A 26,619-nucleotide genomic window follows, 5' to 3' on the forward strand; every position below is an offset into this window, starting at 1 on the left:
ATTCCTGCAATCAACTCATGAGCGAAAGCGGCGGAGGCAAGTCCGGCGTCAACGTCGGCGCTGTGGTCGTGGTGGTGATCGTGGTGGGCGTGATCATTGCCGCCATCGGCATCAACAACCAGCAGCAGAGCCCCAAAAAAGAGGCCGAGAAAGTGCTCAAAGAGAGCGTCGAGAAGGTCAAAGACGCCACCAAAGATGGCTTGGGCGACGCCAAGAAGAAGATGGAAGCCGCTGGCGGCGGCAACTAGCCCTAGAGGTGCTTGAGCTGGGGGTAGGCGGTGATCAGCTCATCAGCGCTGAGCACATCGCCGGCGCCATCGGGCTGCCAGATCACCTCCAAGGCCAACAGCTCACTGGCTGGCACGGCTCCCAGGGCACTGAGGGCCGTGCGCAGCTGATCAGCTGAATCCACGCCCTTCATGGCGATCTTGTTGCGGCTGGCCACCAGCAGGGTCACCGCGATGTATTCGCTGGTGGCATCGGCATCACCGCTCTGGGCGATCGCCGTGACCTCTTCCGCCAGGCGGCGGCCATCGACGTTGCTGGTGAGTTCGCTGCTGAGCTTGCTGCGCTCCTGCATCGAGAGGCGGTTGAAGGTGGCCTCAGCAGTGTTGAAGGGCACTTGGCCCAATTCGCAGTTGGCGTACACCCACTGATCGGGGTGGCGCAGCAGCGCCAAGGTGGCGTCTTGCAGCACCTGCTGCAGACCGGTGCTGTTGCTGGTGTCGGCCGTGCGGGCATAGCGGCGCAGGTCGTCCTGCAGGCTGCGGGCGCTGGCCAGCAGGCCCAGTTGCAACTGGGCCAGGGTGACTGGGCCATCAGCGCGCTGGGTGGGCAGCGAGGGGGCCGCCATGCCGCCACCGCCGGTGGCACCACGCAGGCCATTGACCACCACACCGATCAGGGCCATCAGGATCAAAAATCCAAATAGGCCGCCGCCGCCAAAACCGAAGAACGGAATCAGGAAGGGAAAGCCAATCCCGCCGCCATAGCCGCCCCGGTAGCCGCCGCCATAGCCCCCGCGCATCGGCGCTGAGCGGATCGGCGCTGAGCGGAAGCTGCCTCCACCAATGCGGCCGCCGCGGGCTGCATCAGCGGGCTGAGCCCAGCCAAAGCTGAACAGCCCCGCTGCCAGCAGCGGCAACAGGCAGAACGAAAGCAGGCGCTTCAAACGACGCATGACAGGCCGGAGTTGGGTGAACTCTAGAAAGCCCGTCTAGGCAGTGAAGTGCGGAGCACCGCCCTGGCGCCTTAGCCCCCGCCCACGATCGTCACCACTTCCAGCCGATCACCCGCCGCCACCGGCTGATCGGGCCATTGCGCCCGCGGCACGATCGCGCCGTTGAACTCCACCACCACCAGCCGCGGCTCATAGCCCAGCTCCACCAGCAGCTGCTGGAGGCTCAGCCCAGCGGTGGCCTGGCGGCTTTCGCCATTCACCTGCAGCGCAATCGGCTCAGCCATCAGCCAACAGCTCCAACAACTGCCGCGCTGCCGCGGCCGGATCCGCCGCTTCCATCACAGCCCGCACCACCGCCACCCGGCAGTGGGGGCCTCCTGCCTCCAGCAAGGCCGGCAGCAGCTGCACATCCACCCCGCCAATGGCGTAGTGGGGGATGGTGGCGATCTGGGCTGCTTGGCGCAGGTAGTCGAGCCCCACCGGCTCACGGCCCGGCTTGGTGGGTGTGGCCTGCAGGGGGCCAACGCCGGCGTAATCGCAGCCATCGGCCATGGCCTGCTGCAACTGCGCTGGGGCATGGGTGCTGCGGCCGATCAAGCGATCAGGGCCCAGCAAACGCCGCGCTTGAGCCGGCGGCAGATCCCCCTGGCCTAAATGCACCCCATCAGCCTCCACCGCCAAGGCCAAATCCACCCGGTCATTCACGATGAACAGGGCGCCGTGAGCCGCGCAGAGATCCCGCAGCGCCACCGCTTCTTGGTATCGGGGCAAGTCGTCTGTGAGCTTGCTGCGGTGCTGCACCAACTTCACGCCCGCCTGCAGGGCCTGCTCCACCACAGCGAGCAACTGGGGCACCGGGCTGGTGATCAGATACAGCCGCTCGGCGGCAAGCCGCTGGCGCCGGCTTTGATCCGCCAGCAAGCGGGTTTCCAAGTCGTAGAGCCGGTAGCGGCAGTGCTCGGCCACCCGCGCCAGCTCCGGATCACAGCTGCGGCCAAATTCCTCCAGCACCCGCAGCGCCTCCTGGGCGCGGGCGCAATTGGCGGCCACCACGGTGGCGTCGCTGCGCTGCTGCTGGGCCGGATGCGCCAAGCCGGCGGCGCTATCGGTGGCGGTGTGGCGGGCCTGGCGGTAGCGGGGCAAATGGCAGCGGCCCAACTGCTGACGCAGATCCTTGAGGCCCTCCACCAGATCGCGGCGATCCAGGCCAAAACGGGCCCAGTCTTCGGCGACCCGCAGGCCCTCGCGGGCACGATCAAGGTTGGCGTCCAGCAGCCGCAGCACCGCCGGATCAACGCCTTCAGAAGAAATGGTCAAGCCACTGGGGCCAGTGCTGTCTTCTATTTAGCCTGAGCGGGCTTATGGCAACCCCAGTGGCCAACGAAACCAAGCCGGCGCCCCCGGTCAGCAACACCGACAGCCCGATGCTGACCCTGATCTGGGGTGCCGCCTTGCTGGGCGGAATCGGAGCCTTCATTGCTTGGGGCCTCACCCACGCCTATCCCGGCAGCTGAGCGGCCGCCAGTAGGGCCCTGGCCTGATCGGCATCACGGCTGATTTGGCCGGTGAGCTCATCAAGCGAGCCAAAGGCCTGCTGGCCGCGCAACCACTGCAGCGGCTGCACCCGCAGGCTGTCGCCGGCCAGATCCACCTCGGCATCGAGCAGGTGCACCTCCACCGCCGAGGGGGCCTCCGGATCGATGGTGGGCTGGCGGCCCAGGTTCATCACCGCAGGCATCGCCTGCTGGCTCTCGCCGCGCCAGGCCCAGGCGGCATAAACACCTTCTTTGGGCAGGCATTTGCGGCCATCCACTTGCAAATTGGCGGTGGGCCAGCCCAAGCCGCGCCCCAAGCCGCGGCCGCGCACCACCTGGCCGCTGAAGCGATAGGGCCGCTGCAGCAAGCGCTCAGCCTCCACCAGATCAGCCTCGGCTAAGGCCTGGCGGATGCGGCTGCTGCTGTAGCGACTGCCGCCTTCATCAAGCAACGGCAGCACGTCCACTGCCATGCCGCAGGAGCCGCCAAGCCGCTGCAGATCCTCCGGGCCGCCGCTGCGGCGGTTGCCAAAGCGGAAGTTTTCACCGATCACCACCGCCCCGGCCTGCAGCTGATCGCGCAGCACCTGCTGCACAAACTGCTCTGGCGTGAGGGCTGCTAGCTGCAAATCAAAGGGCACCAGCACCAGCTGCTCGATGCCCAAAGGCCCCAGCACGCTGAGCTTTTCGTTGGGCAGATCCAGCCGCAGGCGCGGCTCGCCCGCCAGCACCTCACGCGGGTGGGGCCAGAAAGACAGCACCGTGGGCACCAGAGCCGGCGGACCGGCCGCCATGGCCACGGCGCGCGCGATCACATGGCGGTGCCCGGCATGGACGCCATCAAAACTGCCGAGCGCTAACGCGGTTGGCCTGCAGGCTTGCTCAGGAGAAAGGAGCGCAATCAAGGCCCAAGGCCGTGCCAGAGCCATGCTCCCATGGCACCTTGGAGGCGGTGACACAAGGCCATGGCCGACCGTCTTGAGCTGCAACGCATCGCTTCAGCCTTCCGCGTAGTCGGCTGGGGAGCGTTTTGGAGTCAGCTCACCCTGGCGCTGGTAAGCGCTGGCGTGCTGGCCTTCAACAGCATTGGCAGTGAACTGGTCAGCAACCGCGACAAGGCCATCGGCCTAGGCCCAGGCCTCTCGCTCACCACCCTGGCGCTATTGATCCTGGCCTGGGGCGTCTGGCAGGACTGGGGCCTGGTGCGCATCAGCCGTTCCCTATCCAGCGGCAGCAGCTCGATCCCCTCAAAAGCCGAAACCCGCGCCCAGGTGAAGCGCCATCTGCTGGCCAGCCTGGTGGGCATCACCTTTGCTGCCATTGGCTATCAAGCCCTCTCAGGCAGCCTCACCTTCCAGGCCTCGATTCAGCAGCCTGGCCTCACCGGCACCAGCGTTGGCAACAACGCCATCACGTCGCTGGAAATGTTCTCGGTGATGGCCAACACCCAAGCGCTCACCGGCCATTTGATTGGCCTGTGGGTCAGCCTCTGGCTGCTGCAGCGTCTGGCGCGGCGCTAACCCCAGCAATCGGCAAAGGCGGCAGCGCCCCACGCCAAAACAGTTCGGGCTGCAGCGGCGTCAGCGCCACCCCGCCGCCTTGCACCTGGGCCACATCGGTGGGCCAGTCCTTGGGCCCTGTGCCCGCGGCCTCAAAATCGTTCACCACCTCTCCGGCCAGCCAGTAGTAGCTGCGCCCGCGCGGGTCAAAGCGCTCATCAAATTGATCCACGTAGCGGCGCACTCCTGGGCGGCACCAGCGCACCGGGCCAATGCGATCAGGCGGCACCGCCGGCACGTTGAGGTTGAGCAGCAGCCCCTCCGGCCAGCCGCCAGCGAGGGCGCTTTCGGCCACATCCATGGCCTGAACCGCGGCCCCATCGAACTGGCGCCAGTCAAAACAAGCGCTGCTCACCGCCAGAGCCGGCAGCCCCTCCAAGGTGCCCTCCATGGCGGCCGCCACGGTGCCGGAATAGATCACATCGGAGCCCAGATTCGGGCCATGGTTGATGCCGCTGAGCACCAGATCCGGCGGGGCCTCCAGCAGCTTGCCCAGGGCCAACTTGACGCAGTCCGATGGGGTGCCGGTGCAGGCCCAAGCGCGGATGCCATCAGCAAACAGGCCATCGGCCTGTTCAGCGCGAATGGGGCTTTGCAGGGTCAGCCCGTGGCCCGTGGCGGAGCGCTCTTGATCGGGGCACACCACCGTGACGCTGTGGCCCCGGCGGGCGGCCTCATGGGCCAGCGCTTTGATGCCTTCGGCGAAGACCCCGTCGTCATTGCTGATCAGGATCTTGAGGGGGGAAGCCATCGAAAGGCGATACTGCCCCACGCACGTTAGGCCGACTCCCTTGAGCAGCGCTCCCACCCTGGAGGAGATCACCAGCGCGTTGGAGGCCCTGGAGGCGGAGGCCGCTGCCGCGATCGCTGAAGCCCCCGATGCCGCAGCCCTCGAGCAGCTGCGGATCGATCTTTTAGGCAAAAAAGGCAAGCTTTCCGGCGTGCTGGGCGCCATGGGCAAGCTGCCCGGCGATCAGCGCCCGGTGGTGGGCCAGCGGGCCAATGTGCTGAAAACTCAGGTGCAATCGCTGCTGCAGGAGCGCCAAAGCGCCCTCAAAGCAGCGGCGCTAGAAGCCCGCATCGCCAGCGAAACGATTGATGTCACCCTGCCGCCGGTGTACACACCCGCGGGCCATCGCCATCCGCTGCTGAGCACCACCGACGCGATCGTCGACATCTTCTGCGGCCTCGGCTATCGGGTGGTGGAAGGCCCCGACATCGAGAGCGACTACTACAACTTCTCGGCCCTCAACATCCCCGAGGAGCATCCCGCCCGGGACATGCAGGACACCTTCTACTTGCCGGGTGATCGCCTGCTGCGCACCCACACCTCACCGGTGCAGATTCGCCATCTCGAATCCAACCCCCCGCCGGTGCGCGTGATCGCCCCGGGCCGCGTCTACCGCCGTGATGCCGTTGATGCCACCCACTCACCGGTGTTCCACCAGGTGGAGGTGTTGGCCATTGATGAAGGGCTCGACTTCAGCCACCTGCGCGGCACGGTGAGCCACTTCCTCAAAGCCTTCTTTGGTGATCTGCCGGTGCGCTTCCGCGCCAGCTACTTCCCCTTCACCGAACCCAGCGCCGAGGTGGATGTGCAGTGGCGTGGCCGCTGGCTGGAGGTGATGGGCTGCGGCATGGTCGACCCCGCCGTGCTGGAGGGCATGGGGCTCGACCCCGAACGCTGGAGCGGCTTTGCCGCGGGCCTTGGCGTTGAGCGCTTCTGCATGGTGCGCCACGGCATCGACGACATCCGCCGCCTATTCACCAGCGATCTGCGTTTTCTCGAACAGTTCTGAGTCAAGCGAGCTGAGGCTGCTTAATTTCCGGCTAGAGGCCTTTGGCAGCCGGCCATGTCCGTGCTCTCGGTGTTCGATGGCTCCGCGCGCGCGCTGGAGATCGCGCGGGTTGTCACCCGCTATGAGTGGTCGTTCCTTTCACAGCTCCTCAACCGCGGCGATGCCGCTGAAACGCGCCTGCCCCAGCCGCAGGTGCTCTGCCAGATCCTGATCGAGCTGGGCCCGGTCTACGTGAAGCTTGGCCAGCTGCTGAGCACCCGCCCAGATCTGCTGGCGAAGGACTACATCGATGCCCTCAGCAACCTGCAGGCCGATGTGCCGGTGGAGCCCTGGGCGCAGATCGAGCCGTTGATGCGCGAGGCACTGGGCCAAGAGGTGGATCAAGCTTTTGGCCAGTTCGAACGCGAGCCGATCGCCGCCGGCAGCATCGGCCAGGTGTATCGGGCCAGCCTTCACGACAACACCCCGGTGGCGGTGAAGGTGCTGCGGCCCGGCATCGAGCAGCTGGTTCAAGAAGACGGCCGCTTGCTGCGCAAGATCGCCAGCTTGGCCTCAGCAACTGCTCTTGGCGCCAGCTACGACCTCGAAGGCCTGGCTGATCAGGTGCTGCAGGCCATTGGCCGCGAGCTGGATTTCCGCGTCGAGGCCGGCAACACCTTGAAGTTGCAGGGGATCTTGGGGCGCTCGAAGTTTGTGCCCAACGGCAGCCTCAAGGTGCCCAATGTGGTGCCGGCCCTCTCCAGCCAGCGGGTGCTGGTGCTCGAGTGGATTGATGGGCACAACATCCTTGGCGAGGAGGCCAAAGCAGCCCTCACCCAGCACGGCTCCACCATCGATGCGGCCACCAAGGCGCTGCTGGGGGCGTTTGTGGAGCAGTACTTTGTGGAAGGCTTCTTCCACGCCGATCCCCACCCAGGCAACCTCAAGGTGGATGGCGATGGCGTCATCACCCTGCTCGATGAGGGGATGGTGGGGATGTTTGATCCCCGCAGCCGCACCACGCTGTTGGATCTGGTGCTGGCGCTGATCAACCAAGACGGAGCCCGCGCCACCGACCTATTGGTGCAATTGGCCCCGCCGCCAGCGGGGGTGAAGGTGGACCGGCGGCAGCTGCAAAGTCAGCTGCAACAACTGATCGCCAGCAGCTTTTCCAAACCGCTGCAGGAGCTCAATTTCGCCATCTTTCTGGCCGAGCTGCTGCAGCTGGCCAACAAGGTGGGGCTCAGGGTGCCGGGCACCATCGGCCTGTTTGTGAAGTCGGTCACCAACCTTGAAGGCGTGGGGGGATCGCTGAATCCCAACTTCAGCTTCACCGCCGAAATGCAGCCGCTGGTGGGACAGCTGCTCAGCGATTCGATGCTGCTGCCCAAAGAGCGGATGATGCAGTTCGGGCTGGATCTGCGCAGCTTCAGCATCGATGCCCCGCGCCAACTCAGCCAGCTGCTGCGGCGCTTCAGCAGCGATGAGCTGGTGTTCTCGCTGCAACTCGAAGGCCTGGAAGCCCTGCGCACCAGCCTTGAGCGGCTCTCGCAAAGGGTGTCGCTGGCGATCCTGGTGGCCTCACTGCTGCTCAGCGCCACCTTGATGGCTTCCTTGGCCCAGCAGGAGCTGCTGCGCACCGTCAGTGAAGGCCTCTTCATCAGCGCCACCCTGTTTGGCCTGTGGCTGATCGTTTCGCTGCTGCGCTCCGGCCGCAGCGGACGCACTTAACGAAGTCCTAGTAACAGGGAAAGCCCGCCTAAACTCAGGCACCCACTTGCTCGTGACCGGTGCCCTGTGCCGGACTGATCGTTAACGACGGCAAGGATCTGGCCATTGAAACGGCCGACCGGATCGAAGCACGCCTCAGCGAGGCGGGTTGGGATGTGGTGCGCGCCAGCAGCTCGGGCGGAATGGTGGGTTTTGCCAACCCCGATCAGAGCTTGCGGCTGCTCGGCTATGCGGCCTGCGTGCCGCCCGGCTTCACCTCCGCCATGGATGTGGCGATCGTGCTGGGCGGTGATGGCACGGTGCTTTCAGCGGCGCGGCAAACGGCACCGGTGGGCGTGCCGATGCTCACGATCAACACAGGCCATTTGGGTTTTCTGGCTGAAACCTATGTGAGCCACCTGGAAGAGGCTCTCGAGCAGCTGATCAGCCGCGAGTGGACCGTTGAAGAACGCAACTTGGTTGTGGTGAGCGTGCTGCGCGGCGACCAGCGGCGCTGGGAAGTGCTCTGCCTCAACGAGATGGCGCTGCACCGCGAGCCACTCACGAGCATGTGCCATTTCGAGATCGCCATCGGTCGCCATGCGCCGGTAGACATCTCCGCTGATGGGGTGATTCTCTCGACCCCCACGGGATCGACGGCCTATGCCCTCAGCGCTGGCGGCCCGGTGATCACGCCCGATTGCCCAGTGCTGCAGCTCACCCCAATTGCGCCCCACTCGCTGGCTTCACGGGCGCTGGTGTTCAGCGATAGCGAGCCCGTCACGATCTTCCCGGCCACCCCAGAGCGGCTGATGATGGTGGTTGATGGCAGCGCTGGTTGTTATGTCTGGCCGGAGGATCGGGTGCTGATTCGCCGCTGCGAGCAGGCCGCCCGCTTTGTGCGCCTGGCCGACCACGAATACTTCCGCGTGTTGGGCGAAAAGCTGGGCTGGGGCCTGCCCCATGTGGCCAAGCCTGGCACACTTCCTTTGGCCTCATGAAGCCCACTTTGCTGCTCATCGGTGAGCGCGCCTTGGAATTGCGCGAGCGGCTGGAGGCTTCCGGCTACGACACCGTGGGTTGGAGCGGCGCCGATGCCGTCCAATCGATTGGAGCCGGCTTGATCCCGCAAGATCGGGTCAAGGCGGTGCTGATCACCAGCGATGAGCTGGCGGTGGTGCCATTGCTGCAAAAGAGCTGCGGCGCTGGCGATCGGGTGCCGCTGCTGGTGGAAGCGATGGCCGATGACCTAGCCGCCCGCAGCCAATGCCTCAAGCTCGGCGCCAACGACTTTTGGGTGCAAGACGGCCCGCCCAGCGATCTGCTGCAGCGCCTCAGGCTGCAACTGGCCCTGGAGCCACGGCCCCACAGCCTGTTTGATGCCCCCGCCGGCAACACCAAGCAGGCAACATTGAAACTGCTGGATCTACGCCTGGAGCCGCGGCAACGGCGTGCCTGGCGGGGCGAGCGCGAATTGCAGCTCACCGAACGGGAATACTCGCTGCTGCTGCTGTTGCTGGAGCACCAAGGCGGCAGTGTCAGCCGCCAAACGATTCTGGAAGAGGTGTGGGGCCAGAGCGATGAAGAGGCCAACGCCAACGTGATTGAGGTGTATGTGCGCTATCTGCGCCGCAAGCTGGAAGAAAACGGCGAACGGCGCTTGATTCACACCGTGCGCGGCGTGGGCTACACGCTCAGGAGCTGATTCAGGCGATGTTCGCTCCCCTGTTGCCGCTGCTGCTGGCGATCACGCCGCAGTATTTGCCGATCAGCGCCAAGTGGTGCCTGCCCCAGGGCTGCATTGGCCTGGAGGTGCCGCAAACCTCAGCGCAATTTCAGCAGGGCTTGATGCAGCGCCCCGCCTTGGATCCCTGGCGCGGCATGTGGTTCCGCTTTGAGCCGGCACGGCCGGTGGGCTTTTGGATGAAGAACTGCCTGGCGCCGTTGGATTTGGTGTTCACCAAAGGTGGCCAGGTGGTGGGCATCGAAGCCGATGTGCCGCCTTGCACAGCCGATCCATGCCCCAGCTACCGCTCGCCGGGGCCAGTGGATGGGGTGATCGAATTGCGCGCTGGCCGCGCAAAGGAGCTGGGGCTTAAGCCCGGCAGCCCCGCAGCACCACGACCGGGTTCAACGGGGCTAGGCGCGTTCCGCCAGCCAGCGGCATCCCCCGACTGACCTGCAGCTGCATCAGGCTCACCTGCAGGCCGTAGGCCTCCAGCACCGGGCGCAGCTCAGCCACTGCTTCCAAGGTGGCCAAGGGAATCACCACCACACCGCCAGCTCTCAGGCGCGGCAACAACGCCGCCAGCAGCTCAGCTCTGGCTGCGCCACCACCGCCCAGCAGCACCCGATCGGGATCGGGCAACTCAGCCAGCAAGGTGCGGGCATCGCCCTGCAACACCGCCGCCGGCTGCACATCCAGCCGCTGGGCATTGGCCTGGATCAGGGGCACCGCGCCGCTGCGGCGCTCAACTGCATACAGCTGCAACGCAGGCTGCAGCCGCAACGCCTCTAACCCCACGCTGCCGGTGCCGGCCCCGAGATCCCACAGCACCCCAGCGCTGGGTAAATCCAGCTCCGCCAGCAATTGAATGCGCACCTCGCGCTTGGTCATCAAGCCGGGGTGATCGGCGTGCTGGTGATAGGCGCCATCAGCAATCCCGAAAAGTGGTAGCCGTTCAGCGGCCAATGGCTCGGCTTTAGCGATCAGCACCACCAAATGCAAAGGATCAAGATCCTCTGGCAGTGGATCGGTGCTGGCCAGCTCAATCACGCGCTCTTTGGGGTGATCCAGCCGCTCACAGATCCAAAAGCCATAGGCGGCCTCTAGCCCCGATGCCCTGAGGATCTGACGCACCTCACCGGCACCGCCGCGGCCCGGATCGGTGAGCACAGCCAAGGCCTCGGGGCGCTGCTGCAGGCAAGCCGCCAAGGCATCGGGCTCACGGCCATGCAGCGACAGCCACTGAGCGTTTTGCCACGGCCGCCCCAAACGGGAGAAGGCCAGCTGCATCGAGCAGGGGCAGGGATGAAAGCGCAGCTGCTCAGCGGAAAAATGCTGCAGCAGCAGCCGGCCAATGCCAAACCAGAGCGGATCCCCACTGGCCAGCAGCACGGCGCTGCGGCCAGCGGCCAATTCAAGAGCTAGAGCCTCAATCGCTGCTTGGGGCTGATCGGTGTTGATCAGCTGGGCGCTCGCATGCAACTCGTGATGCAGGCGGCTGGGGGCTGCAATCACAGCCGCCCCATCCAGCAACTGGCGCTGGGCAGAAGCCAGGCCAGAAAGGCCAGCAGCGGTGGTGCCAATCACATGGAGCATGCCACCAGTGTGACGAGTGAGGGCGCGCATCCCTCCGGCTGCCAGCTAGGGAGTCGGCGTGAAACACAGCTAATCGCGCCTGTTGGCATCGCCATGGTCCCGAAAGGGCACGGTTTGCAGCCTGCCGGCGCTCAACAGCCAACTTTCTTCTATAAAAATCTGAGAATTCGCTGAGTTTTCGGTGGCCCTCAAGTTGAACTCAGGACTTGCTGCATCCATCCTAGTTGGCTCAGGTCTTGCGCCATTGGCTCTGTCGGCACAGCCAGCTCAGGCTTCGACTCAAGTTTGCATAGATGATGAAAGCTATTCTTTAACTACAAAAAATTTCCCTAGTAATTACAACAGCGAAGCAGGAATGGCCTACGTCAGGTCAGATTCAGCCCCATGGGACGAAAATGGCCCACTAGCAGACGAATTAAGCAAAAGCTATTTCCAGAATGAAGCCGCTTTTATCTATGGCCTTCTCGGAGCAGACGGAATATATTTCCTTTATGCCGGGCGTAACAACGGCGTTGATAAATCATTCTCTGTATATGAAAGTAGTGGCCAGCTTATTAGTCAGGGCTTAGCCCCTACAGATTTTTATGTTGCTGCAAGCCCTGGAGATATCAGCTGCAACCCGATTCTCGGAGGCGGTGACTTTGATGATCTCTTAGCTGATTTAGATCCCACTCTTCGTCAACAACTCACAGCTCGATTACGGGCCGCTGATCCGGTCACGCGTCGGCGCCGCTTGGGCCAATTCATTAGTGCCGTAGCACTGCCCAAAAACGTCACTGCTGCTGGTGGTCTTGCGACTCAGGCCTACGTCAACGATCTCGCTGACACCATCCTGGAGCGCTTGCCCATGCGCCAGTTCTCTCCCATCACCATCGAGGAGGAGATCACTGAGGTTGAGGTAGAAGAAACCATCACTGAGCCCGTGCGCGGCCTTTGGAAAACATCCGGCACCGCTGAACTCGACGCTGAGATCGCCACGCTCACCATCAACGACACCGTTTACGCCGAAAATCCCAACCTCGCCTCCATCTACACCGAGCCCAATGGCACCCGCGTTTGGGCACGCGGCTTTGGTGGTTCCAAACAGCCCTACAAAACCGGTGGCGCCTACGGCAAGCGCGGTGTCATCTTCTATCCCGATGTTTACAACGACTTCTATTCCTCCCACGGCGGCATCGTCGTTGGTGTTGACACCTCACTAAGCGAGAACATCCAGCTCGGCATCTTTGGCAACTACGGCGATATCAATCTCACCCAGTTCGCTGGTGCTTCCACCGGTGGTGGTTCTTGGAATCCCTCCGGCTTTGGTGGTGGCGTCATGGCCAGCTACTGGGAAGACAACTTCTACGTTCAAGGCCTCTTTGGCGCCACATCCTTCTCCGGCGACAACAAGCGGCAGGTCAAAGTTGGCAACATCCTCAATGAGACCTACACCGCCACCAAAGACACCACCTCCTATGTCGGTGCTTTGCGTGTTGGGGCACCACTCACCTGGGGCAGCTTGATCCTCGAACCGCAAGCCACGGCCATCTGGAATGGCAATGAGGACGCTTCCTACAAAGAATCCGGCCGCTACAGAGCCTTTGCCCTCAAGGTTGACTCCTATTCCGACAACTTCCTGGAAACCACCGTTGGCGCCAAGCTCGCCTGGCCCATCAAGCAAGGCACGCGCAACCTCTTGGTTCCCAACCTCAAGGTCGCCTGGCTCGCTGATTGGGACACGGGCAATGACAGCGTCAAGTTCAAACGCGCCTACTCACGCTTGGCGCGCAGCCGCACCGCTGAAATCCCCTCCAACCAAGAGACACAAAACGGTGTGCTCGTCGAGGGCGGCATCGATTACTCGATCTTCCAAGGGCCCACATCGGGCTGGAAGCTCTACGCCAAAGGCGGCGCCAAGATCTGGGCTGATGCCAACACCGATTGGCGCACCTCAGGCGGCATCACCTTCCAGTTCTGATCAGCTGATTTGGATTTGCTCACAATCAAGGGGTAGACAAATTTGACGGACGATTGCAAAACTGGCCGCTCGCCATCGCCGGTCACCTTCTGCTCTCCCGTCTCTCCCCCTACCGCAGCCGCCGCTTCCTGCTGGTGACCCTCGCTGGTTGGACCATTTTTCTGCTGCCAGTTGGCCTGATGAGCCTGGCCACCTACACCCCACGCCAAGAGGTGGGGGTGAAGCGCAGCATGGCGGCCCGCAAGATCGGCGCCGGTTGGGTGCGCAGCAACCCCCTTGTGCGCTAGGGGATTTCCGGCAAGCTGACACGAATTCCAACTAACCCATGGCGCCCTTTGGGCTCTCCAGGCTGCGCTCCCTGTTGCGCCGAGAAGGCCGCCAAGGCCACACCACCCCCACCGCCAGCTGGAGCCGGCCATTTGGCCAGGGCTGGGAGTCCCCTTACACCGTTCGCTACGCCAGCAACCTCGATGACGGCCCCTGGCATGGAGCGCCCTTAGGCGGCTTTGGCGCCGGTTGCATTGGCCGCAGCTCCAAAGGTGATTTCAACCTCTGGAATATCGATGGTGGTGAGCACTGGTTTGGCTCATTGCCCGATTGCCAGTTCGCCCTCTTTGAAGACAACGGTTCAGAAACACGGGCCCATGCCCTGGCGGTGGCGCCCGAGGTCGATAGCTCCAAACCCGAAGGAGAAGCGCCCCTAAGCAGCTGGAGCTGGTATCCGGCCAGCACGGCTGAGAAGCCCACTGGCAGCTACAGCGCCCGCTATCCCCTCAGCTGGTTTCAGTACAGCGGCGTTTTTGGCTGTGAGGCCAGCTGCGAAAGCTTCAGCCCAATCATTCCCGGCAACTACCGCGACACCGCCCTGCCGGTAGCGGTGTTCCGCTGGCGTTTTCGCAACCCCAGCCGCAAGCCCCTGAAGCTCTCGCTGCTGCTGAGCTGGCGCAACACCACCGGCTGGTTCTGCAACACCGACCCCAGCGCAGCGGTGCACTTCCGCGACGATGGCAGCCCCGAGCACAACTACCTGCCCGCCATCGGCGCCACCAAAGGCCAGCGCAACCGCGCCATCAATGCCCCCGGCCTGCGCGGCGTGGTGATGGAAGGCCCCTTGAGCGAACCAATCGCTGAGGGCCAAGGCCAGTGGTGCATCGCTGTACCCGAAGAGCTCGAGGGCGTTGAGCTGATGCGCTGCAGCCGCTGGAACCCCCATGGCGATGGAGCAGAGATCTGGCAGCGCTTTGCCGCCGATGGCTCGGTGCCGGAGAGCAACAACGACCGGCGCAGCGGCAACAACGATCCGGTGAGTGCCGCCATGGCTCTGCGCTTTGAGCTCGCCCCTGGCGCTGAGCTGGAGCTGCCGGTGGTGATCAGCTGGGATCTGCCCGTCACCGCCTTTGCCACCGGCAGCCAATGCCTCAGGCGCTACACGGATTTCTTTAGCCCCAGCGGCGATCAAGCCGCCGCCATTGCCGCCGATGCGCTGCTGCGCTGGCCCCGCTGGCGCCAGCAGATCGAGGAATGGCAAGCGCCCGTGCTGCTGCGCGACGACCTGCCCGAGGAGCTGCGCATGGCCCTCTGCAATGAGCTCTACGACCTGGCCAGCGGCGGCACGCTGTGGAGCGCGGCGAGCGCCAGTGATCCAGTGGGCCGCTTTGGCGTGCTCGAGTGCCTCGACTACGCCTGGTACGAAAGCCTTGATGTGCGGCTCTACGGCTCCTTTGCCCTGCTGCAGCTGTGGCCGGCCTTGGATCGCTCGGTGCTGCGCAGCTTTGCCCGCGCGATCCCCGCAGCCGATGCCACCCAGCGGCCGATTGGTTGGTATTTCACCCAAGGGCGCGGCCGCGTGGAAGCCGATCGCAAGGTGGCAGGCGCCACCCCCCACGACCTCGGCGCCCCCAACGAGCAGCCCTGGGATGCCACCAACTACACCGCCTATCAAGACTGCAACCTCTGGAAAGACCTGGGCAGCGACTTTGTGCTGCAGGTGTGGCGCACCTACCAGCTCGCTCCCGATGGCAAAGACCTCAGCTTCCTGGCCGACTGCTGGCCAGCCTCGGTGCAGGCCCTGCGCTACCTGAAAACCTTCGACATCAACAACGACGGCCTGCCCGACAACGGCGGAGCGCCGGATCAAACCTTTGATGATTGGGCGCTCAAAGGCGTGAGCGCCTACTGCGGCGCCCTGTGGATCGCTGCCCTGGAGGCGGCCCTCGCGATGGGCCAAACCCTGGCTTTGGAGTTGGGGGTCGACACCGCAGCTGAACAGCGCGATTTCAGCCAGTGGCTGCAGCAATCACGGGGCAACTTCGATCAGCTGCTCTGGAACGGCGAGTTTTACAAAATCGATGCCGAGAGCGGCACGCCGGTGGTGATGGCCGATCAGCTCTGCGGCGATTTCTACGCCCGCCTGCTGGGGCTGCCGCCGGTGGTGAGTGAGGCCAATGCCCGCAGCAGCTTGCAGGCGATCAAAGAGGCCTGCTTTGAGGGCTTTGCCGGTGGCCGCTTGGGCGTCGCCAATGGCTTGCGCCGCGATGGCACCCCGCTCGATCCCAATGGCACCCACCCGCTGGAGGTGTGGACCGGCATCAACTTCGGTTTGGCCGCCTACTACCGGCTGATGGGCGAGACCAACACAGCGGTGGCCATCACCCAAGCCGTGGTGAATCAGGTCTATGCAGGCGGCCTGCAATTCCGCACCCCAGAAGCCCTCACCGGGCAGAACACCTTCCGGGCCTGCCACTATCTGCGGGCAATGGCGATTTGGGCACTGTGGGCCACCCATACCGATTGGGAACTGATTCCCGGCGCGGAACGGCAGCCATGAGCCGGCTGCTGGCCGCCCTGACGCTGCTGGTGCTGACGCTGCTGCCAGCGGGCCCAGCAGCTGCTGAGCTGCATAGCCATCCCGGCGACAACGGCACCCCGGTGGTGCGCAGCCTCGAAAGCCTGCGCGATCTCGATTACCAGGCCTGGCAGCTGGTGGCCTACCGCGAAGGAGAGCCCGGCGGTGAACTCAGGCTGCGGGTGGTGGGCTACCCCGGCCGGGTGCGGCTGGATCACCCCACCGAATTGATCGTGCTCAGCGGCAGCCACCGCTGGGATCTGCCCGATCGCACCTTGGAAAACAGCCTGCTCAAAAGCGATGGCCGGGAAGCCGCCGCTGAATTTGATCTGGCGCCGCTACTGGCTGAACTAAACAAGAACCGGCCGCTGCGGCTGCAACTGCCTGGTGTGTTCAACGAACTGCCGGTGCCCCCCTTTGTGGTGAAGGAATGGCGTGAGCTGCCCACCTATCCCCTCTGATCGCCATTGGATGGCCAGGGCCTTGGCCCTCGCTGCCCTCGCTGATGGCCGCACCAGCCCCAACCCCCTAGTGGGCTGCGTGGTGCTTGATGCCGAGGGCGAGCTTGTGGGTGAGGGCTACCACCGCCAAGCCGGTCAACCCCACGCTGAAGTGATGGCGTTGCGCCGCGCCGGGGATCGCGCCAAAGGCGGCACGCTCTACGTGACACTGGAGCCCTGCTGCCACCACGGGCGCACGCCCCCCTGCTCAGAAGCGGTGATTGCTGCGGGCCTGCGCCGGGTGGTGATTGCCCTGGCTGATCCCGATCCCCGTGTGGCCGGCGGCGGCATCGCCCAGCTCAAAGCCGCAGGGATTGAGGTGATCAGCGGCGTGCGCCAAGCCGAAGCCGCCCAGCAAAATCGCGCCTTCCTGCACCGCATTCGCACAGGCCGCCCCTGGGGCCTGTTGAAGTGGGCCATGAGCCTCGATGGCCGCACGGCTCTGCCCAATGGCGCCAGCCAATGGATCAGCAGTCCGCCGGCCCGCAGCTGGGTGCATCACCTGCGCGCTGGCGTTGATGCGGTGATCGTTGGCGGCGGCACCCTTCGCGCCGACAACCCTTTGCTCACAAGCCGCGGGCAGCGCAACCCCGAGCCGCTGCGGGTGGTGCTCAGCCGCACTCTTGAGCTGCCAAAGGCCGCCCAGCTGTGGGATCAAAGCAGCGCCGCCACCCTGGTGGCCCATGGCCCCGAGGCCCCAGCGCAAGCCAAACAGCAACTCGATCAGCTGGGGGTGGAGCGCATCGAGCTCGTGGCCTGCGAACCAACAGCCTTGCTCGAGGCCTTGGCGCAGCGCGGCTGCAACCGGGTGCTGTGGGAATGCGGCCCGCAATTAGCGGCGGCCGCCATCGCTGCCGGCTGCGTGCAAGAAACCGCGGCCGTGGTGGCGCCAGCGCTGTTGGGCGGCGCAGCGGCCCGCACGCCCCTGGGCGATCTGGGCTTTAGCGCCATGGATCAAGTCATTCGCCTTTCGCCGAGCAGCCCTCAAGAGCTGGGCAGCGATTGGCTGTTTCAGTCGCTGCTGCCAGAAGACTGAGCTGAGCCGGCAAAGCGGCCAATCAGCACCCCCATCACCACCGCTAGATAGAGCGGGCCGGCAATGCTGGTCACCACGCTGAGCATGCGCGCCAACGGCAAGGCGGGGTTGATGTCGCCAAAGCCCACGGTGGTGAGGCACACAAAGGCGAAGTAATTGATCTCGGCAAAGGCGCCGCTGGATTCGATCACGCTGAGATCACCCGAAGCCAAGGCCGCTTTGGTGAGCTCCAGGGGCTGAAAGCTGCCGGGCTGAATCGTTTCCACCGCCCCCATCACCAGCCCGGCGGTGAGGCCCAAATGCAGATAGCCAGCGATCGCTCCCAGCAGCAGCGGCCGCGTGATCTGGGCATGGGCCGCCAGCGATTGGATCATCCGCACCAGGCTCCAGCCCACCAGCACGCTCCAGCTCAAAGCCAACGGCACCCCACTGGCCAGCAAATTCATCGGCGTGATCAGCCACACCCACATCGCCGCCACCGCCACCGCGCCCAAGGCGCGATAGAGCCGGTCGTCCATGGCGCTGCTGTGCCCGCGCCCAGCAGGTCCGCAGGTGAGCAGCAGTGCAATTAACGAATAGAAGACGTAGCTGATCCGGCCAATCTGCGGAAAGGCAAAGCAAACCAGCACGCCCAGGCTGAGCAGCAACAGCAATTGATTGGGATAGCGGTTCACCAACCGCCGCAGCCACTTCACCCCAGATCCAAGTTCAACTGATCCAAGGGTCGGGAGCTGGGCGGTCCTGTCAAGCCAGCGGGAATGGCTTCGGCCTGCCAGCCGGCTGGATCCCAACCCGACAGCAACGGCTCGAGGGCCCGCAGGCCAGGGCCATCAAGCGGCTCGCACCAGGCCTGCTCAAGCCCTGCGGGAATGATCACCGGCATGCGCTCATGCAAAGGCGCCACCAAGGCATTGGGCTTGGTGGTGAGCACCACCGCGCTCTCCACCTCACTGCCATCGGGGCCAATCCAGCGGTCCCACAGCGCCGCCAGCCAAAACGGTTCGCCATCGGTGCGCGCGATGCGGTGGCCCTTTTCAAAAAAGGCATCGGCCGGCAACAGCCCGCGCCGGTGCCGCCAGGGCACGCGAAAGCTGGCCTTCTCCATCACCGTTTCAGCGCGTGCATTGAAGGGCCTCGGGGCCTCCAAGGGATCTTTGCGCCACTCCGGCAGCAAGCCCCACAGCACCAAAGCGCTCTCCATCGCTCCATGCTCCTGGCGCTGCAGCAGCACAGGTTCTCCCGGACGAATCAGGGCTCTTGGGGCGTAGTGCTGTGCCAGCCCAGGCGGCATTGGCCCCTGCAAATGGGGCAGCAGGGCATCCAGCGCACAACCCAGGGCAAAGCGTCCGCACATCGGGCAAGCACAAGCGTTCGGTTCTCACCCCAACGCCAAAGCAAAGATGCGGCCTAGCTTGGTCCAAACGCATGAGTAGCGCATGCCGATCCGCCAGGACGACAACCAGCCCCGCCGCAAGATCGGGATCGTCAACTTGGTGTTGATCGGGGTGGGCGTGTTGCTGCTGCTGAGCAGCTTCCTCCCCAGCCAGGGCATGCAGCAGGTGCCGCGGGTTCCCTACTCCCTCTTTATTAATCAGGTCGACGATGGCGAGGTGAAGCGCGCCTTCATCACCCAAGAGCAGATCCGCTACGAGCTCAGCAACCCTGAAGAAGGTCAGCCCGCCCTGCTGGCCACCACACCAATCTTCGACATGGAGCTGCCTCAGCGCCTCGAAGAGCACGGCGTTGAGTTCGCTGCTGCACCTCCCAAAAAACCTGGAATCTTCAGCACGATCTTGAGCTGGGTGGTGCCGCCACTGATCTTCATCGTGCTGCTGCAGTTCTTTGCCCGCCGTGCCATGGGTGGTGCTGGCGGCGCTCAAGGTGCCCTGAGCTTCACCAAGAGCAAGGCCAAGGTCTACGTGCCCGATGAGCAATCGCGCGTCACCTTCGCTGATGTGGCTGGCGTTGATGAAGCCAAAGCCGAACTCACCGAGATCGTCGACTTCCTCAAAAAGCCTGAGCGCTACACCGCCATCGGGGCCCGCATTCCCAAAGGTGTGCTGCTGGTGGGCCCTCCTGGCACCGGCAAAACGCTGCTCTCCAAAGCCGTGGCCGGTGAGGCCGATGTGCCCTTCTTCATCATTTCGGGCTCGGAATTCGTTGAGCTCTTTGTTGGTGCTGGCGCGGCCCGCGTTCGCGACCTGTTTGAAGAGGCCAAGAAAAAAGCGCCTTGCATCATCTTCATCGACGAACTCGATGCCATCGGCAAGAGCCGTTCGGGCTCGATGGGCGTGGTCGGCGGCAACGACGAGCGCGAGCAAACGCTCAACCAGCTGCTCACCGAGATGGATGGTTTCAGTGCCACCGACAAGCCAGTGATCGTGCTGGCAGCCACCAACCAGCCCGAAACCCTCGATGCCGCGCTGCTGCGCCCCGGCCGTTTCGACCGTCAGGTGCTGGTGGACCGCCCCGACCTCTCGGGCCGCAAAACGATTCTCGAGATCTACGCCAAGAAGGTGAAGCTCTCGGAGGGCGTTGACCTCGACAAAATCGCTGCTGCCACCAGCGGCTTTGCCGGCGCTGATCTGGCCAACCTGGTCAATGAAGCGGCGCTACTGGCCGCCCGCGTCAACCGCACATCGGTTGAACAGGGTGATCTCAACGAAGCCATCGAGCGCGTTGTGGCGGGCCTGGAGAAGAAGAGCCGCGTGCTGCAACCCGATGAGAAGAAGGTGGTGGCGTATCACGAGGTGGGCCACGCCATCGTTGGTCACCTGATGCCTGGCGGTAGCAAGGTGGCCAAGATCTCGATCGTGCCGCGCGGCATGAGCGCCCTGGGCTACACCCTGCAGCTGCCCACAGAAGACCGCTTCCTCAACTCCCGCGAAGACCTGCAAGGTCAGATCGCCACCCTGCTGGGCGGACGCTCAGCGGAAGAGGTGGTGTTCGGGAAAATAACCACCGGCGCCGCCAACGACCTGCAGCGCGCTACCGACATCGCCGAGCAGATGATCGGCACCTACGGCATGAGCGAAACCCTTGGCCCCTTGGCCTACGACAAGCAGGGCGGCAGCCGCTTCTTGGGCCAGGGCAACAACCCTCGCCGCGCCGTGAGCGACTCCACCGCCAAGGAGATCGATAAGGAAGTGCGCGCCCTGGTGGACCGCGGCCATGACAAGGCCCTAGAGATCCTTCACCACAACCGCGGGCTGCTCGAGGACATCGCCCAGCGCATCCTTGAAAAGGAAGTGATTGAAGGCGATGAGCTCAAAGAGCTGCTCTCCCGCAGCGTTGACCCGCAGCCCATTGCAGCCTGATTCACCAGGGGCACTCACCGCGTTCACATGGATAGAGCGTCCAAGCTGATCCTCCGTTCATGGGCACCATTTGTGGTCCTCCAGCGCTGCTGAGGTAATACCCCTGAACGGTGAGTCGATCTTTATTGCCATCTTTATCCAGACGCATCCAGTACAGCTGGATCTGCGGCGGATAACCACGGCCCCCACGGCCATCGGTGAGCGGTTCGTTATCCCAGTAGCACTTGGCACCTGGGGTCACGGGGTTACTAAACAGACCCTTCTGGTTATCCCCTGAGCCAACTCCGGTGCAAACCCATGGGTACGTAACCATCACGATTGCTGGCTGTCCAAAGGGGTTGGGGACACCTGCAACGATTTGCCCCACGCTTTGTCCCCAGGGACCTGATGCACCGGAAGCCACCATCCAGTTCGGGACGCGCGACTCCCCCCAAGACCAGTTACCAGCTTCGTAATTGCTGTAGATCGTGCCAGTGCCAGGGTGCTTGAAATTGCACTGCCTTCGGGCACTGCCAGGGTCATTCCTGCGAGCAGGCACCTGATCAAGGGTGATATCGCCCTGGCAGTGAACCGTCGACTGATCTGGGGAAGGTTCATAGATGCGTTCGACGAATTTCACGTCTCCGCGGCAGTCGGGCATGATCCCGGCACCATCACATCCGTGAAAGACCCAATAACTGCTGTCCTGCGTGCCTTGGCTGTCCTTGAAGTGCATCCAAGCCCGCGTGGTGTCAAAGGCACCTCCAGCCAGAGTGCTCACCTTCGGATCGTTGCACCAGTTAGGCGGGCCGTTTTCGTTGTTGTAGGTCCAAGGCCTGTATTGAAACGGTGAGCAACTGAGCTCACCTGCAGGGCCGAGCTGTCCTCCACCGCAATAGGGATTCGGAGCTTCGGCAGGGCATCGCCCCCCGGCTTGAATCTGAGCAAGTTGTTGGCTTTTGGCTGAACCTGCTCCGAATGGCAGCACAGCAAGGGCGAGGAAGAGCCCCATCACGCGCTTCTGCATCAGAGCTGCTCGGCTAACCGAAACTAACGATCTGTCTTCCAAAAGGCCGCAGTACTGCTCTGACCTTGACGAAATGAGGCCTAATCCCGGATAAGTGTGGTTTGGATCCGGGCGATGTCAGCCGAGCTTTCGGCCCTGAAAGGGCACGACTTCCTCTCCTCAGCCGACTTCAATGGCGCCCAAACCCAGGCGCTGTTGACCCTGGCGGCCGATATCAAGGCAGGACGCCGCAACCCGCGCCTCGACGGCAAGGTGTTGGGGCTGATTTTTTCCAAGGCCTCCACCCGCACGCGGGTGAGTTTCACCGTGGCGATGGCGCGCCTGGGCGGGCAAACCATCGACCTCAACCCATCGGTTAGCCAGGTGGGCCGCGGTGAACCGATTAAAGACACCGCACGCGTGTTGAGCCGCTACCTCAACGCCGTGGCTATTCGCACCTTCGCCCAGAGCGATCTGCAGGCCTACGCCGATGCGGCCTCGATCCCGATCATCAATGCCCTCACCGACCTGGAGCACCCCTGCCAGGCGCTGGCCGATTACCTGACCATGCAGGAGGCCTTCGGCTCCCTAGAAGGGCTGACCATGACCTACGTGGGCGATGGCAACAACGTGGCCCATTCACTGCTGATTGCTGGCGCGCTATTGGGCGTCAACGTGCGCATCGGCTGCCCCGCGGGCTTCTATCCCCTCGAAAAAGTAGTGGCCCAGGCCAAGGCCATCGCTGCCGGCCGCAGCGAGATCGTGATCAGCGAAGACCCCGCAGAAGCCGTGCGCGGCGCCCATGCGGTGTACACCGATGTGTGGGCCTCCATGGGTCAAGAAGAAGAGCAGAGCACCCGCGTGCAGGCCTTCCGCGGCTTCTGCGTGGATGAATCACTGATGCGCCACGCCGATGCCAAGGCGATCGTGCTGCACTGCCTGCCGGCCCACCGCGGCGAAGAGATCAGCGCCGCGGTGATGGAGAGCTCCGCCAGCCGCATCTTTGATCAGGCCGAGAACCGCTTGCATGCCCAACAGGCTCTGTTGGCAACACTTTTGGGCGCCGAGGGGTAGACAAACCGGCTTTTCAGTGGCACAAATGTATTAGTGCTGTTGCCCACGCCCCTGCCATGCCCCTTGAGGCCCTGACCGCCGCCCAGCAAGAGCTCTACGACTGGCTGGCTGAATTCATCGCCGACAACCGTCACAGCCCCTCCATCCGCCAGATGATGCAGGGCATGGGTTTGCGCTCCCCAGCGCCGATCCAGAGCCGCCTGCGCCACCTGCAGCAAAAGGGCTGGATCACCTGGCAAGAGGGTCAGGCCCGCACCCTGCAGTTGCTGGGTGACGCCGCCGACTCCCTCGGCATCCCCGTGCTCGGCGCTGTCGCCGCTGGCGGCCTGATCGAAACCTTTGACGACGTGCAAGAGCACCTCGACATCGCCCCCACCCTGGAGCGGCGCGGGTTGTTTGCGCTCACCGTCAACGGCGACAGCATGAAAGATGCCCACATCGCCGACGGCGATGTGGTGCTGATGGAGCCTGTGCGTGATCCTTCGCGCCTCAAGCCCGGCACCATCGTCAGCGCCCTGGTGGCCGGCAGCGGCACCACCTTGAAGCACTTCCACTTGCGCGGCGGCGAAGTGAGTCTGGAAGCCGCCAATCCCAACTACGAGCCGATCACCCTGCCCGCCGAAGAGGTCACCGTGCAGGGCCAACTCGTGGCCGTCTGGCGCCAGGTCTGAGGTGTAAGCTCTCACACGTGCTGAGCGCTGCTCGCACACATGGGGCCATAGCTCAGCTGGTAGAGCACCTGCATGGCATGCAGGGGGTCAGGAGTTCGAGTCTCCTTGGCTCCATTGGATAGAAGCCCAGTCTTTGACTGGGTTTTTTGATGGCCTGAACTGCTCAGCGCCGCGGCGCAAGCCAACGGCCTGGCTGCCCGCCAAAAACAGACATCAATTCCAAATATTTCGCCTAGAGTAATTCGATTGGTCGACGACGGCCTCACCCATGAGGCTTTGAAGACCCTTGAATACAACTACAACAACGCTGCAAGCAACACAATCACCCAGGCGAATTGATTTCGAGTTAGCAGCTTATATGAAGAGCGATGATCGCATCGCCCTTTGGCAAATCATCAGCACGGTTCTTCCTATTGTTGCTATTTCAATAGGCCTAGGCGTAGCAACACAATCTCTAAGCGCACAGACATTGGCAATTTCTACCGCGCTGTTCGCGCTGCTTGTTCTTTTCTTGAGCCGCAGCTTTTCGCTGATGCATGATTGCGGCCATCAGAGCTTATTTCGAAGCAAGAACGCAAATCGTATGGCGGCATTTTTGCTTAGCTTGATTCATGGGATGCCTCATCATCCATGGTCACGCGGGCATGCTTTTCATCACAAACACAATGGCAATTGGGACCGTTACAGAGGCCCCTCAGCCCTGATCACTAGTCAGGAGTTCGATCAAAAAACAGACTCCTCAAAGCGCTTATACAAGATTCTCCGTCATCCACTGCTGCTGTTTCCAGGTGGGTTTTTCTACTTGATTATCAAACCAAGAGCCACTCTTTTGCTCGGCTTTTTCGAATTTGCATTGCATTCAATCAGCGCTTGCTTTAAAAGCATATTTGCTGGAAAACTCCCCGACATCGGCAAAATCGCCGCAGGCCACAAATCAAACTTCTTTTACACCAAAGGAGAAGCCATTGACACCACGATCAACACAATTTGCGTTGCTTTGCTTTGGTGGTGGGCTGGAAGTTCGATCGGATACGTCCATTTCTGGACTCTCTACTTCTTGGTGATGAGCACAAGTGCTGCATTAATGATTGCCGTTTTCTTCATTCAGCACAACTTTCCAGGGTCTTACACAAGCAATGAAGAAGACTGGAGTTACTTCAAGGGAGCTCTCGAAGGTTCTTCCTTTCTTCTAATGCCTGCAATTCTGAACTGGTTCACGGCCGACATTGCTTATCACCATATTCATCACCTCTCCGAGAGAATTCCCAATTACCGGCTCAGTCAGTGCCATCAGGCCAATAGTCATTTGCTCGGTGGTGTTCGGCGCCTTCGCCTCTCTGAGGTTTCAACCTGCTTCTCGCTCATTCTTTGGGATCGAGACAAGCTGGAGCTCACGACCACAACGGCTGCTTGAAATGCAGGTTTTTTCCCGTAGGGTCAGCTGCTTGGAGAAATCCGCATGAGCTATTCCCGCACGAAAGTTTGGGTGTGGTTCAAAGGGGGCCTAGACGGCGGCGAATGGCGCAGTGGGTTCTATGCGACCGATAACGTCGAGCACCAGGAAGCGGTGACGCTGCAGCACGGCGAATTCAAAGACTGCGTGGTTCCAAGCTGGCGCATCAGCGATCAGGAGCCGGCCGACTTGAAGAAAGGTCCTGAAATCCCGGAAGACGCCAAGTGGAAATTCAGCGGTTAAGCCAATCCCAATCAAAAGCCACCGCAGAAAGCATCCTCTTCAGCGGCTGGGCGGCGACGATCTTGGGCGGCAACCTGCCACTGGCGAGCCGATAGACGTTTGGGACCAGCTGATTAGCCGTTGACGTGAAACGTCCCCATCTGGGGGCAGAGGAAATCCCTTTGATCAGGTCATTGTTAGAAGGTCTCCCACGCACTCATGGAGATGCTCCCGTCTGACCTCGGGAGCGGATCGACACCACAACAGCCCCCTAATCGGATACGGGGGGCTTTTTTATGACCTCTACGGCAAGTGAGGCGTTTAAAAAGCGCAGTCAGTCGGCATGACTGCGATATCGCGAATACAGATATGGGATGGCTGCTGCCAGCAGAACAGCACGATCTCAGCTAGCTCCGCTGGGCTAATGAAGGTGGGGTTGCCGAGCATCTCGCAGTATTGCTCGAAGCTGATCCCCATCTTCTGATGAATGGCCGTGCGGATCAGACCCGGCGCCACGTTGATGACCCGCACGTTGTGCTCGGCCTCCGACATGTTCATGCTCTCGCCGAGGGAGCGCACGGCGTGCTTGCAAGCGTGGTACACCGGTGCACCCGGCGCCGGCTTGCGATCACCGATCGAGCTGATGTTGATGATCGTGCCGGCTTTGCGTTCACGCATGCCGGGCAGCACGTGGTGAATGCCGTTCATCACCCCAGTGACCATCGTGTCCACCTCTTCGGCGACCTGGGCCAGGCTCAAACTCTCCAGGCCGCCGATGTGGATCATTCCAGCGTTATTGATAAGGCATCCCGTAGGTCCGTACTGGCTTTCTGCAGCCGTGATCGCGGCCCCCAGTTCATCGGCATCACTGACATCAAGTTGGCGATAAAGAACTGGCTGACCCTCCAGTTCTGGATGAGCCTCTAGGTGTCTAGAAATCAGCAGACAGGGATGCCCGGCAGCTGAGAAAACACCGGCAAGGGCACGACCAATCCCAGCCCCAGCGCCTGTGACCACGACAAGTTCTGCCGCCATGACTGCCATCGTCCTGCAGCTCCAAAGCTGGCCACAGCTGGCCATCGCTGCGGCTGCTTCGGCAGGTTTTTTCATGCCCAGCCCCCAATCCTCGGAGGGATACCCCGCCTAGGGGGGAGAGTCAGGCAAGAAAAAAGCCCCGCTGACTTAGGCGGGGCAAAGACAAAAACCTGAGAAAAGCCGAACTCAGGGGGCGCTCCTATCCCATGGCGGAGAACAAGGGAACGGTTGGCTCAGTCATATGAGCAGAGGCCTCGAATGAGCCTGAGCAGATCCGCCGTTGCGAGATGCGTTGAAGAATGACGACCTGTGTGGTGGTGTTGCGCGCTGCTCAGATGGCAAGACCCCCTTTTGATCCAGAGGGGCGTTGTGTTAGCTCCTCATTCCCAGCGTCTCCAGCAAGTAAGCCTCTTCTTGCTCAGTGCAGATCGAGACAA

At 62.8% G+C, this 26,619-nt stretch carries 28 protein-coding genes and 1 tRNA gene; 19 read left to right on the forward strand and 10 right to left on the reverse strand.

The window, feature by feature from the left end:
• Positions 1-17 precede the first annotated feature (17 nt).
• Positions 18-248, forward strand: a complete 231-nt coding sequence (locus SynMINOS11_RS08760; RefSeq protein WP_011936150.1) for a hypothetical protein — start codon at positions 18-20, stop codon at positions 246-248.
• A gap of 2 nt (positions 249-250) precedes the next feature.
• On the opposite strand, the gene SynMINOS11_RS08765 is transcribed toward SynMINOS11_RS08760, so the two are convergent.
• The 3 genes from SynMINOS11_RS08765 to SynMINOS11_RS08775 all read right to left on the reverse strand — a co-directional run bounded on the left by SynMINOS11_RS08765 (position 251) and on the right by SynMINOS11_RS08775 (position 2,497).
• The gene (locus SynMINOS11_RS08765) at positions 251-1,180 is read right to left on the reverse strand and encodes a DUF1517 domain-containing protein (RefSeq protein ID WP_011936151.1); all 930 of its coding nucleotides are present in this window, start codon (positions 1,178-1,180) and stop codon (positions 251-253) included.
• A gap of 71 nt (positions 1,181-1,251) precedes the next feature.
• The gene (gene thiS / locus SynMINOS11_RS08770) at positions 1,252-1,464 is read right to left on the reverse strand and encodes a sulfur carrier protein ThiS (protein ID WP_011936152.1); all 213 of its coding nucleotides are present in this window, start codon (positions 1,462-1,464) and stop codon (positions 1,252-1,254) included.
• On the reverse strand, positions 1,457-2,497 hold the full coding sequence (locus SynMINOS11_RS08775) for a thiamine phosphate synthase (RefSeq protein ID WP_186547988.1): 1,041 nt from the start codon (positions 2,495-2,497) through the stop codon (positions 1,457-1,459). Before SynMINOS11_RS08775 ends, thiS begins: the two co-directional genes overlap by 8 nt.
• A 56-nt stretch (positions 2,498-2,553) precedes the next feature.
• On the opposite strand from SynMINOS11_RS08775, the gene SynMINOS11_RS08780 reads away from it, so the two are divergent.
• Positions 2,554-2,694 (forward strand): hypothetical protein, encoded by a 141-nt coding sequence (locus SynMINOS11_RS08780; RefSeq protein WP_186550901.1) that lies wholly within the window; start codon positions 2,554-2,556, stop codon positions 2,692-2,694.
• Here SynMINOS11_RS08780 and SynMINOS11_RS08785 read toward each other — a convergent pair.
• Entirely contained in the window at positions 2,679-3,644 is a 966-nt protein-coding gene (locus SynMINOS11_RS08785; RefSeq protein WP_186547989.1) for a bifunctional riboflavin kinase/FAD synthetase, read from the reverse strand. The genes SynMINOS11_RS08780 and SynMINOS11_RS08785 overlap by 16 nt on opposite strands.
• 36 nt (positions 3,645-3,680) lie before the next feature.
• Here SynMINOS11_RS08785 and SynMINOS11_RS08790 point away from each other — a divergent pair, with 36 nt between their 5' ends.
• A complete protein-coding gene (locus tag SynMINOS11_RS08790; RefSeq protein ID WP_011936155.1) occupies positions 3,681-4,235 on the forward strand; it encodes a DUF3611 family protein in 555 nt (184 codons plus the stop codon).
• On the opposite strand, the gene surE is transcribed toward SynMINOS11_RS08790, so the two are convergent.
• Complete coding sequence (surE, locus tag SynMINOS11_RS08795; RefSeq protein WP_011936156.1) at positions 4,198-5,025, reverse strand: 5'/3'-nucleotidase SurE; 828 nt, start codon at positions 5,023-5,025, stop codon at positions 4,198-4,200. The genes SynMINOS11_RS08790 and surE overlap by 38 nt on opposite strands.
• 40 nt (positions 5,026-5,065) lie before the next feature.
• On the opposite strand from surE, the gene pheS reads away from it, so the two are divergent.
• Genes pheS through SynMINOS11_RS08820 form a run of 5 tightly spaced genes read left to right on the forward strand, consistent with a single transcriptional unit; the run spans position 5,066 to position 9,940 of the window.
• Positions 5,066-6,073 (forward strand): phenylalanine--tRNA ligase subunit alpha, encoded by a 1,008-nt coding sequence (pheS, locus tag SynMINOS11_RS08800; protein WP_186547991.1) that lies wholly within the window; start codon positions 5,066-5,068, stop codon positions 6,071-6,073.
• A gap of 54 nt (positions 6,074-6,127) precedes the next feature.
• A complete protein-coding gene (locus SynMINOS11_RS08805) occupies positions 6,128-7,783 on the forward strand; it encodes an ABC1 kinase family protein (RefSeq protein ID WP_186547993.1) in 1,656 nt (551 codons plus the stop codon).
• A gap of 59 nt (positions 7,784-7,842) precedes the next feature.
• The gene (locus SynMINOS11_RS08810) at positions 7,843-8,763 is read left to right on the forward strand and encodes an NAD(+) kinase (protein ID WP_186547995.1); all 921 of its coding nucleotides are present in this window, start codon (positions 7,843-7,845) and stop codon (positions 8,761-8,763) included.
• The gene (locus tag SynMINOS11_RS08815; RefSeq protein ID WP_186547996.1) at positions 8,760-9,467 is read left to right on the forward strand and encodes a winged helix-turn-helix domain-containing protein; all 708 of its coding nucleotides are present in this window, start codon (positions 8,760-8,762) and stop codon (positions 9,465-9,467) included. Before SynMINOS11_RS08810 ends, SynMINOS11_RS08815 begins: the two co-directional genes overlap by 4 nt.
• Positions 9,468-9,475: 8 nt before the next feature.
• On the forward strand, positions 9,476-9,940 hold the full coding sequence (locus SynMINOS11_RS08820; protein WP_186547998.1) for a DUF192 domain-containing protein: 465 nt from the start codon (positions 9,476-9,478) through the stop codon (positions 9,938-9,940).
• Here SynMINOS11_RS08820 and cbiE read toward each other — a convergent pair.
• The gene (gene cbiE, locus SynMINOS11_RS08825; RefSeq protein ID WP_186550805.1) at positions 9,858-11,084 is read right to left on the reverse strand and encodes a precorrin-6y C5,15-methyltransferase (decarboxylating) subunit CbiE; all 1,227 of its coding nucleotides are present in this window, start codon (positions 11,082-11,084) and stop codon (positions 9,858-9,860) included. The two genes, SynMINOS11_RS08820 and cbiE, sit on opposite strands and share 83 nt — an antisense overlap.
• Before the next feature lie 733 nt (positions 11,085-11,817).
• Between cbiE and SynMINOS11_RS08830 the strand changes: the two genes are divergently transcribed.
• Genes SynMINOS11_RS08830 through ribD form a run of 5 tightly spaced genes read left to right on the forward strand, consistent with a single transcriptional unit; the run spans position 11,818 to position 17,425 of the window.
• Positions 11,818-13,044 (forward strand): autotransporter outer membrane beta-barrel domain-containing protein, encoded by a 1,227-nt coding sequence (locus SynMINOS11_RS08830; RefSeq protein WP_186548000.1) that lies wholly within the window; start codon positions 11,818-11,820, stop codon positions 13,042-13,044.
• A 53-nt stretch (positions 13,045-13,097) separates the two neighbouring features.
• On the forward strand, positions 13,098-13,331 hold the full coding sequence (locus tag SynMINOS11_RS08835; protein ID WP_186548002.1) for a hypothetical protein: 234 nt from the start codon (positions 13,098-13,100) through the stop codon (positions 13,329-13,331).
• A gap of 38 nt (positions 13,332-13,369) precedes the next feature.
• A complete protein-coding gene (locus SynMINOS11_RS08840; RefSeq protein ID WP_186548004.1) occupies positions 13,370-15,871 on the forward strand; it encodes a GH116 family glycosyl hydrolase in 2,502 nt (833 codons plus the stop codon).
• Positions 15,868-16,350 (forward strand): DUF3122 domain-containing protein, encoded by a 483-nt coding sequence (locus tag SynMINOS11_RS08845; protein ID WP_011936166.1) that lies wholly within the window; start codon positions 15,868-15,870, stop codon positions 16,348-16,350. The genes SynMINOS11_RS08840 and SynMINOS11_RS08845 overlap by 4 nt, the downstream gene beginning before the upstream one ends.
• A 10-nt stretch (positions 16,351-16,360) precedes the next feature.
• Complete coding sequence (gene ribD, locus SynMINOS11_RS08850) at positions 16,361-17,425, forward strand: bifunctional diaminohydroxyphosphoribosylaminopyrimidine deaminase/5-amino-6-(5-phosphoribosylamino)uracil reductase RibD (RefSeq protein ID WP_186548006.1); 1,065 nt, start codon at positions 16,361-16,363, stop codon at positions 17,423-17,425.
• On the opposite strand, the gene SynMINOS11_RS08855 is transcribed toward ribD, so the two are convergent.
• Both SynMINOS11_RS08855 and SynMINOS11_RS08860 read right to left on the reverse strand, forming a co-directional pair.
• Complete coding sequence (locus SynMINOS11_RS08855; protein WP_186548008.1) at positions 17,401-18,120, reverse strand: potassium channel family protein; 720 nt, start codon at positions 18,118-18,120, stop codon at positions 17,401-17,403. The two genes, ribD and SynMINOS11_RS08855, sit on opposite strands and share 25 nt — an antisense overlap.
• Positions 18,117-18,779, reverse strand: a complete 663-nt coding sequence (locus tag SynMINOS11_RS08860) for an SOS response-associated peptidase (protein WP_186548009.1) — start codon at positions 18,777-18,779, stop codon at positions 18,117-18,119. Before SynMINOS11_RS08860 ends, SynMINOS11_RS08855 begins: the two co-directional genes overlap by 4 nt.
• 82 nt (positions 18,780-18,861) lie before the next feature.
• On the opposite strand from SynMINOS11_RS08860, the gene ftsH reads away from it, so the two are divergent.
• The gene (ftsH, locus tag SynMINOS11_RS08865; protein ID WP_186548011.1) at positions 18,862-20,742 is read left to right on the forward strand and encodes an ATP-dependent zinc metalloprotease FtsH; all 1,881 of its coding nucleotides are present in this window, start codon (positions 18,862-18,864) and stop codon (positions 20,740-20,742) included.
• Between the two features lies 1 nt (position 20,743).
• Here the strand turns inward: ftsH and SynMINOS11_RS08870 are convergent, their stop codons facing one another.
• Positions 20,744-21,748 carry a hypothetical protein gene (locus SynMINOS11_RS08870; RefSeq protein ID WP_186548013.1) on the reverse strand — a complete coding sequence of 335 codons (1,005 nt, stop codon included), beginning with the start codon at positions 21,746-21,748 and terminating at the stop codon, positions 20,744-20,746.
• A 114-nt stretch (positions 21,749-21,862) separates the two neighbouring features.
• Here SynMINOS11_RS08870 and argF point away from each other — a divergent pair, with 114 nt between their 5' ends.
• The 5 genes from argF (at position 21,863) to SynMINOS11_RS08895 (ending at position 25,168) form a co-directional block, all read left to right on the forward strand.
• Positions 21,863-22,801: an ornithine carbamoyltransferase gene (argF, locus tag SynMINOS11_RS08875; protein ID WP_186548015.1), complete on the forward strand. Its 939-nt coding sequence runs from the start codon at positions 21,863-21,865 to the stop codon at positions 22,799-22,801.
• Positions 22,802-22,857: 56 nt separating this feature from the next.
• Positions 22,858-23,472, forward strand: coding sequence for a transcriptional repressor LexA (lexA, locus tag SynMINOS11_RS08880; RefSeq protein WP_011936172.1), 615 nt, complete (start codon positions 22,858-22,860; stop codon positions 23,470-23,472).
• Between the two features lie 41 nt (positions 23,473-23,513).
• Positions 23,514-23,586: transfer RNA gene (locus SynMINOS11_RS08885), tRNA-Ala, on the forward strand.
• Positions 23,587-23,830: 244 nt separating this feature from the next.
• Positions 23,831-24,886 carry a fatty acid desaturase gene (locus SynMINOS11_RS08890; protein ID WP_186548017.1) on the forward strand — a complete coding sequence of 352 codons (1,056 nt, stop codon included), beginning with the start codon at positions 23,831-23,833 and terminating at the stop codon, positions 24,884-24,886.
• Between the two features lie 45 nt (positions 24,887-24,931).
• On the forward strand, positions 24,932-25,168 hold the full coding sequence (locus tag SynMINOS11_RS08895; protein WP_186548019.1) for a hypothetical protein: 237 nt from the start codon (positions 24,932-24,934) through the stop codon (positions 25,166-25,168).
• Between the two features lie 300 nt (positions 25,169-25,468).
• On the opposite strand, the gene SynMINOS11_RS08900 is transcribed toward SynMINOS11_RS08895, so the two are convergent.
• Positions 25,469-26,182: an SDR family oxidoreductase gene (locus tag SynMINOS11_RS08900; protein WP_186548021.1), complete on the reverse strand. Its 714-nt coding sequence runs from the start codon at positions 26,180-26,182 to the stop codon at positions 25,469-25,471.
• Between the last annotated feature and the right edge of the window lie 437 nt (positions 26,183-26,619).

The sequence above is a fragment of the Synechococcus sp. Minos11 genome (assembly GCF_014279855.1).
Taxonomy (GTDB): Bacteria; Cyanobacteriota; Cyanobacteriia; order PCC-6307; family Cyanobiaceae; genus RCC307.